Source organism: Actinomadura sp. NPDC000929 (assembly GCF_040492065.1).
In the GTDB taxonomy this organism is placed as follows: Bacteria; Actinomycetota; Actinomycetes; order Streptosporangiales; family Streptosporangiaceae; genus Spirillospora; species Spirillospora verrucosospora.
The window spans coordinates 1-6,943 of the sequence record NZ_JBEUPA010000251.1 but is presented as its reverse complement, the minus strand read 5'-3'; the positions used below and the strand labels follow the sequence as shown (position 1 = coordinate 6,943).

Genomic DNA, 6,943 nt, shown 5'->3' with positions numbered 1-6,943 from the left:
CGCGGCGGCGCTCGGCAGCTTCTGCATGGGGCCGGTGGCGCGGCGCACGGCCGGTTCCGGCTCGGCGCTCTCCACGATGAGCGAGCTCGGGATCAGCGCGATCGCCGTCGTCCCCCCGTACGGGGACGGGCGGAGGGTGACGGTGATGTCCTGCCGCTGCGCCAGCCGGGCGACGACGAACAGCCCGAGCTGGGCGCTGTCGGACGGGTCGAACTCGGGCGGGTGGGCGAGCCGCTCGTTGGCCCTGCGCAGCGCCTCCTCCGTCATCCCGAGGCCGCGGTCCTCGACCTCGATCGCGAACCCGCTGGCGACCGCGTGGCCGCTGACCCGCACCGGCGACTGCGGCGGCGAGAACGTGGTGGCGTTCTCCACCACCTCGGCGAGCAGGTGGATGACGTCGGCGACGGCGGAGCCGAGCAGCGAGACGCGCGGCAGCGGCTGCACCCGCACGCGCGGGTAGTCCTCGACCTCGGCGACGGCGCCGCGCACCACGTCCACCAGCGGGACGGGACGGCGCCAGCCGCGCCCGGCGGTCTTGCCCGCCAGGATGACCAGGCCCTCGGCGTGCCGGCGCATGCGCGTCGCGAGGTGGTCGAGGCGGAACAGGTCCGACAGCTCCGAGGGGTCCTCGGTGCGGCGCTCCATCGTGTCGAGCAGGCTGAGCTGCCGGTGCAGCAGCGCCTGGTTGCGGCGCGCGAGGTTGACGAACACCTCGCTGATGCCGCGCCGGGCCGCGACCTCGCCCTCGGCGGCGACGAGCACGGCCTCGCGGGCGCGGTCGAAGGACTCGGCGATCTGCCGGATCTCGGTGATGCGGTAGTCGATGTCGGGCGCGGCCTCGGGCTCGACGGAGGCGCCGGCACGGACCTGCTCGGCCAGCAGCGGCAGCCGCATGCGGGTGAAGTCCACGACGCCGGAGGCGAGCGTGCGGCACTCCTCCAGCAGCCGCCGCGACACCCGGACCGCGAGCAGCGCCGACAGCACGATGGCGAGCAGGCCGACGCCGCCGGCGAGGCCGAGGCGGGTGAAGGCGCTGATCGCGATGTTCTCGCCGTGGTCGACGACGTCGTCGAGGGCCCTGTTCTCCAGCTCGAACAGCCGGCCGTTGACGGTGTCGGCGAGCGACCGCCAGATGGCGGGCTCGATGACCGGCGTGTGCGGGGCGCGGGCGGCGGGCTGCCCGGTGCGGGCCCCCGCGGCGGGCCGGGTGCTCGCCTCGGGGGTCGTGCGCACGGCGGCGCGGGGCGGCTCGGCGCCGCGGATGACCTGGTCCTCCAGCGACCGCAGCTGGACGAACGGCGGGGACGCCGCGAGCCGCTCGTAGCGTTCGTAGTCGTGGTGCAGGTTGGGCGCGTTGTCGGCGTACAGCATCCGCTGGGCGCCGACGAGCTGCGCGAACTGCCCCCGCTCGGCGGTCGTGATGTGCCCGGCGGCCAGCGCGCCGGACAGCAGGGCGTCCTCGCGCGACATGAACTCGCGGGCGCGGCCCAGCGAGGCGAGCGTGCGGGCGTGCGCGGTGATGGACCCGTCCCCCGGCGTGGTCGCGTTGTAGATGGCGAAGCCCGCGTCGATGATGCCGCTGTACTCGCTCAGGACGCGCTCGCGGTCGGAGACGCGCTGGTCGATGCCCTGGCGGACGCCGTGCAGCGTGTCGATCCGCTCCACGAAGGCGTCCAGCCGGTCGGCGACCTGGGGCAGGATCGAGCCCCGCAGGCCCTTGTCGCGCGCGCCCTCGCGGACCTTCTCGGCCGCGTCGTCGGTGGTCTGCCGCTGCGTCCGCATCACGCCGGCGTCGAGGCGGGCGCCGCCGAGCTCGGCCATCGTCAGCCGCCGCTCCTTCTGCAGCGCGTCGATGAGGTGCTGCGTGGGCAGCACGGTCTTCTCCTGGAACTCGCGGCTCCGCAGCAACTGGTTCGCGTCGCCGTAGGTGAAGGCCGTGAGGAACACCCACAGCGAGGCGAGCGCCAGCAACGGCACGAGGACCAGCAGGCTGATCCTCGCCCGGATGGAGGAGAAACGGGGGCCCATCACGGCTGGCGGACCCTGCTCACGTGTGTCGCGGTCGGCATTGGGGGGCGGGACATGCGGGGGAAACCTCCCGATGCGTGGAGTACGGGGGTGTGCGGGAGCCTACTACGTCGCGGGTTCACGATGATCGGCCTTCCGGCCGCCGGGCGCCTCGTCCTCGTCGTCCGGCCAGCTCAGCACGTGCTCCATCAGCGCGACGAGCACCTCCTTGGACGACTCGCGGAGGCGCGCGTCGCACAGCACCACCGGGACGCCGGGGTCCAGGTCGAGCGCGATGGCGATGTCGCGGGGCCTGTGCGTCCGCTCGCCGTCGAAGCAGTTCACGGCCACCACGAACGGGACGCCGCGGCGCTCGAAGTAGTCGATCGCGGGGAAGCTGCCGGTCAGCCGGCGCGTGTCGGCGAGCACGACCGCGCCGATCGCGCCCGCCGCCAGCTCGTCCCACATGAACCAGAACCGCTCCTGGCCGGGCGTGCCGAACAGGTAGAGCAGCAGCTGGTCGGAGAGCGTGATCCGGCCGAAGTCCATGGCGACGGTCGTGGTCTCCTTCGCGGCGACGCCCGCCACGTCGTCGACCCCGGTCCCGCGGTCGCTCAGGAGCTCCTCGGTGTGCAGCGGCCGGATCTCGCTGACCGAGCCGACCATGGTGGTCTTGCCCGCGCCGAACCCGCCCGCGATCAGGATCTTGGTGGTGACCGGCGGCCGGGCCCCGAAGCCCGGCCCGGCCGCCGCCCGGTCAGAGCGCGCGGAGTCCATTGAGCACCTCCCTCAGCACCCCGGACGAGGGCCGCCGGCCCTCGGCCGGGCGCGCCTCGTCCACCACCGCGATGAGCCCCTTGTCCCGCAGGTCGCCGAGCAGCACCCGCACGACCCCGAGGGGCAGGCCGAGGTCGGCCGCGAGGTCGACCACCGTCACCGGCCGCGCGCAGCCGCGCAGCACCCGCGCGTGGTCGGGGCTGTAGCGCAGCCGGTCGCCCGGGGGGACGCCGGTGGCCGCGACCATCGCGATCAGCTCGAAGCCCGCGCCCTCGGGACGGGTCCGTCCCCGCGTCATCGCGTAGGGGCGCACGAGCGGACCGGCCTCCCGGTCCAGCCAGCGCTCTCCCGGCGGGGTCATCGGTCAGAAGCCCCGCGGCGCGGACCCCCCGGCGCCTCCGAACCCCTGACCGCCCGCCTCCGCTCCGAACCTCGGGCTCGCCTGCAGGTGCTGGCCGACCCGCTTGACCAGCACCGCCATCTCGTAGGCGACGAGTCCGGCGTCGGCCTCCGCCTCGGCGAGCACCGCCAGGCAGGTGCCGTCGCCCGCCGCCGTCACGAACAGCAGCAGCGCGTCCATCTCGATGATGGTCTGGCGGACGTTGCCGCCCGCGAAGTGCCGCCCGGCGCCGCGCGCGAGGCTCTGCACGCCGGACGCCAGCGCCGACAGGTGCTCGGCGTCCTCGCGGGCGAGCTCGTTGGAGGCGGCCACGGCCAGCCCGTCGCGCGACAGGATCACCGCCTGCCGCACCGTCGTGACCCGCTGGGCGAAGTCGTTGAGCAGCCAGTTCAACTCACCGGTCACGGTGTTGTGCATCATCGGGTCCCCTCATCCCCCATGTCGGACGCGCGTCCGCGCCGCCATCCCTGCTGTATCGATGCCATCAGCGAGCGTGCCTCCTCGGGCGAGCGTGCGACGGCCCCGGTCGCGCCACCGCCGGACGGCGGTGGCGACGGGGGCCTGTCGCGCAGTTGCGGGGCCAGGTTCCTCTGCCTGACGCGGCGGGGCAACCCGGCGTGGGTCCCCGCGGGCTGCCAGTCCTCACCGGCGGCCTCGGGGGTGTTCTCGGCGCCGCCGCCGGGGCCCTCGGGCGCCGGCGGGTGGGCGTCGTCCGACCAGGGGTTCGGGGCGGGACGCGGCGGCGCGGCGGGCGCCGGCCGGTCCGGGACGCCCCACGGCGCGGCGGGCTCGGCGGGCGCCGGGCTCGCGGCGGGCGCCGCGGGGCCGGTGAGCGCGGGCAGCGCGGGCGGCGCCTCCAGGTGGCCGCCGGCGCCCTCCAGGTGCCCTGGAGCGTTCCGCTGCCACGGGTCCCGGCCGTCGGCGGGAAGGGCGGGAAGATCCTGCGGGGCGCCGGGGTCGCGGAGCGGGACGACCCCGTCGGGGACGGGCGCGGCCATGAGCATCGGCTCCCCCTCCGGGGGGCCGTCGACGGCGGTCCCGGTCAGGGCGGCGGGCTCGTCCCGCGGCCCGTCCGCGGGCGGCGCCGTCCCGGCGGCCATCTCCTCGGCCGGCACCACCAGCTCGTGCGGGAACAGGACGATCGCGGTGACGCCGCCGTACGGGGACCGGTGCAGCGTCACGGTGATCTCGTGGCGGGCGGCCAGGCGCGCGACGACGAACAGCCCGAGCTGGTCGGTGTCGACCAGGTCGTACTCGGGCGGCTCGGCGAGCCGCCGGTTGGCCTCGGCGAGCTGCTCCGGCCGCACGCCGAGGCCGCGGTCCTCGACCTCCACCGCGAACCCGGTGCCGACCCGCTCGGCCATCACCCGCACCTCGGTGTTGGGCGGGGAGAACGCCGCCGCGTTCTCGATCAGCTCGGCCAGCAGGTGCACGACGTCGGTGACGGCCGCGCCGACCAGGCCGTCCTCGGAGTCGGTCAGCACCGTCGCGCGGGTGTAGTCCTCGATCTCCGAGACGGCGGCGCGCAGCACGTCGGCGAAGCGCACCGGCCGCCGCCACCCGCGGCCCGGCGTCGCGCCGGACAGGATGATCAGGCTTTCGGCGTGCCGCCGCATGCGGGTGGTGAGGTGGTCGATGCGGAACAGGTCCTCGAGGTCGTCGGCCTCGGCGCGGCTCTCCAGGCCGTCCAGCAGCGTCAGCTGGCGGTGCAGGAGCGACTGGTTGCGGCGGGCGATGTTGAGGAAGATGCGGCTGACGCCCGCGCGCAGCTCGGCCTGGCCGACGGCGGCGTCGACTGCGGTCCGCTGCACCTTGGCGAACGCCTCGGCCAGCCGGGCGACCTCGGCGGTCCGGCCGGCGTCCAGGGGCGGGGCCTCCGCGGCGACGTCGACGCTCTCGTTGCGGCCGAGCCGCTCGACGATGCCGGGCAGCCGCTGCTCGGCCAGCTCCTCGGCCGACCCGCGCAGCCCGACCAGCTCGCGGACGAACCCGCGCGCGAACCGCAGCGACAGCAGCACCGACAGCAGGATCGACAGCAGCCCGAGGCCGCCGACGGCGGCGAGCCGGAGGTAGGCCTCGCGGCCGAGTTCGTCGGCGTGCTCCCCGGCGCGCCTGGAGTTGCCGAGCACCATCGTGTTGACCGACAGCACGAGCGGCTGCGCCGTCTGCTGCCACTCGGCGGGCTGGACGGGGATCGGCCGGCGCGGGTCGGCGTCGGCGATCCGGTCCTCCATCGCCTTGAACGTCTGGTACTGCGGGGACGCGAAGACCTGCGCGGTGCCGGTCCGGTAGACCAGCGGGTCGAGCAGCGAGCGCTGCTTGGTCCACTGCCAGCGCTGCTCGCCGACCATCTCCACGAACACGCGGTGCTCGGCCGCCGTCATCCGGCCCCTGGTGATGAACGCGCCGGCGACCAGCGCGTTCTCGCGCTGCAGCAGCTCCATGGCGCGGCCGGCGTGCCGGGTGGACTGCGTCCAGTCGTAGAGCGCGGCGTCGTCGATGGCGACGAGGCTGTCGTAGAGCCGGTGCATGTTGTCGACCATCGTGCCGTACCCGTTGACCGCGGCCAACCGGTCGACGGACCGGGCGTCCACCGCGGCGCGCAGCCCGCCGAGCCCGCCGAGCGCCCGCAGGACCGCGGCGACGCGGGACTCCATCTCGGCGTTGGTGGCGCTGAGCGCGGCGGCCGAGGTGGCCTTGCGGCGGAAGTTCTCGACGGCCGCGTCGACGTGCGTGCGCTGCGACACCAGGGCGGCCGGGATGCCGCCCGCGGTCTGGCGCGGGGTGCTGAGGAACACGGCCGAGGCCAGCCGCTCCTTGCCCAGCTCGACCAGGACGCCCTGGCCGCTCGGCGCGAACACGCGGTCGAGGGTGTGGTAGCGGCGCTGCGCCAGCGCGTCGCGGCCGGTGCCGATCGCGGCGTATCCCCAGAGCGCCACGAGCGAGAGCAGCGGCACGAGCAGCAGCGCGGTGACCTTCGAGCGGATCGACCGCCTACGGGGGGATTTCATGTGACCTCGAACGTTCCGGCACGGAGGGCCCCTGGATCATAAAGGCCGCCGGCAACGCTCCCGCAACCCCTTTGACGGCATTCGGCCGTATTGCCGTAATTCCTTGCCACCTGCGGCGATGTGCGGAGGCAAGACGATCTTGTCGAACCCGGCGCAAGTGGATAGCGGCAAATCCGGACAATTTGCTTCATTTCCCCCTGTCGCTCAGCGACAATGCGCCATACTCTGCTTCTTCACCACCGCTCGCGCCGCGACCGGTCCGGGAAGGAGATCAGCGATTCCTACAGGCAACGACGACGGCCGGGCCGGGAGGACGGCTCCCGGGCCGGAGGGCGTTACGATGCCCGCCGTGAGTCCCGAAAGCCAGGCATCCGAGGCATTGCCGTCGCGACGGCGCCGCACACCCCGCGGCGGCCGTCACCGCGGCGACGAATCCTTCCTGCTGCCCCCCGGATCCCCCACGCTCGTCCTCGCCGTCCCCGGACCCGCCCGGCGGGCCGGCACCGACCTCGCCGCCGAGCTCGCCCGTCTCGTCGAGCTGGAGCACACCGGACAGCCGGCCCACGTCGGGCACCTGGAGGGCGACAAGGCGAGCCTGCACGCCGTGCTCGCCTCGATCCGGCAGCAGGGCGACGAGCTCGCGGCCGTGGTGGTGCCGCTGTCCACCGGGCCCGACCCGGCGCTGGACGCCGCCGTGCGCGCCGCCGTCGCGGCCGCGCCCGTGCGCACCGTCGCCGCCGAGCCGCTC

Annotated in this window: 5 protein-coding genes and 1 pseudogene; 1 reads left to right on the top strand and 5 read right to left on the bottom strand. The window is 74.8% G+C overall.

Annotated elements, in window-relative coordinates; genetic code table 11:
• The 5 genes from ABWI04_RS41050 to ABWI04_RS41030 all read right to left on the bottom strand — a co-directional run.
• Positions 1-2,028 (bottom strand): sensor histidine kinase (locus ABWI04_RS41050; RefSeq protein WP_353835790.1); only part of this gene is annotated, 2,028 nt, incomplete at its 3' end.
• 105 nt (positions 2,029-2,133) lie between these two features.
• Positions 2,134-2,784 (bottom strand): GTP-binding protein, encoded by a 651-nt coding sequence (locus ABWI04_RS41045; RefSeq protein WP_345186303.1) that lies wholly within the window; start codon positions 2,782-2,784, stop codon positions 2,134-2,136.
• On the bottom strand, positions 2,765-3,145 hold the full coding sequence (locus ABWI04_RS41040) for a DUF742 domain-containing protein (RefSeq protein ID WP_345186301.1): 381 nt from the start codon (positions 3,143-3,145) through the stop codon (positions 2,765-2,767). The genes ABWI04_RS41045 and ABWI04_RS41040 overlap by 20 nt, the downstream gene beginning before the upstream one ends.
• 3 nt (positions 3,146-3,148) lie before the next feature.
• On the bottom strand, positions 3,149-3,604 hold the full coding sequence (locus tag ABWI04_RS41035; RefSeq protein WP_378188546.1) for a roadblock/LC7 domain-containing protein: 456 nt from the start codon (positions 3,602-3,604) through the stop codon (positions 3,149-3,151).
• Positions 3,601-6,195, bottom strand: coding sequence for a nitrate- and nitrite sensing domain-containing protein (locus tag ABWI04_RS41030; RefSeq protein ID WP_353835789.1), 2,595 nt, complete (start codon positions 6,193-6,195; stop codon positions 3,601-3,603). Before ABWI04_RS41030 ends, ABWI04_RS41035 begins: the two co-directional genes overlap by 4 nt.
• A 340-nt stretch (positions 6,196-6,535) precedes the next feature.
• Between ABWI04_RS41030 and ABWI04_RS41025 the strand changes: the two are divergent.
• Positions 6,536-6,943: pseudogene (locus tag ABWI04_RS41025) on the top strand (hypothetical protein); the annotation flags it as partial.

Coding starts and splice junctions, on each gene's coding strand:
- ABWI04_RS41035 (WP_378188546.1), bottom strand. CDS start 3,604: ATGATGCACAACACCGTGACCGGTGAGTTGAACTGGCTGCTCAACGAC.
- ABWI04_RS41045 (WP_345186303.1), bottom strand. CDS start 2,784: ATGGACTCCGCGCGCTCTGACCGGGCGGCGGCCGGGCCGGGCTTCGGG.
- ABWI04_RS41030 (WP_353835789.1), bottom strand. CDS start 6,195: ATGAAATCCCCCCGTAGGCGGTCGATCCGCTCGAAGGTCACCGCGCTG.
- ABWI04_RS41040 (WP_345186301.1), bottom strand. CDS start 3,145: ATGACCCCGCCGGGAGAGCGCTGGCTGGACCGGGAGGCCGGTCCGCTC.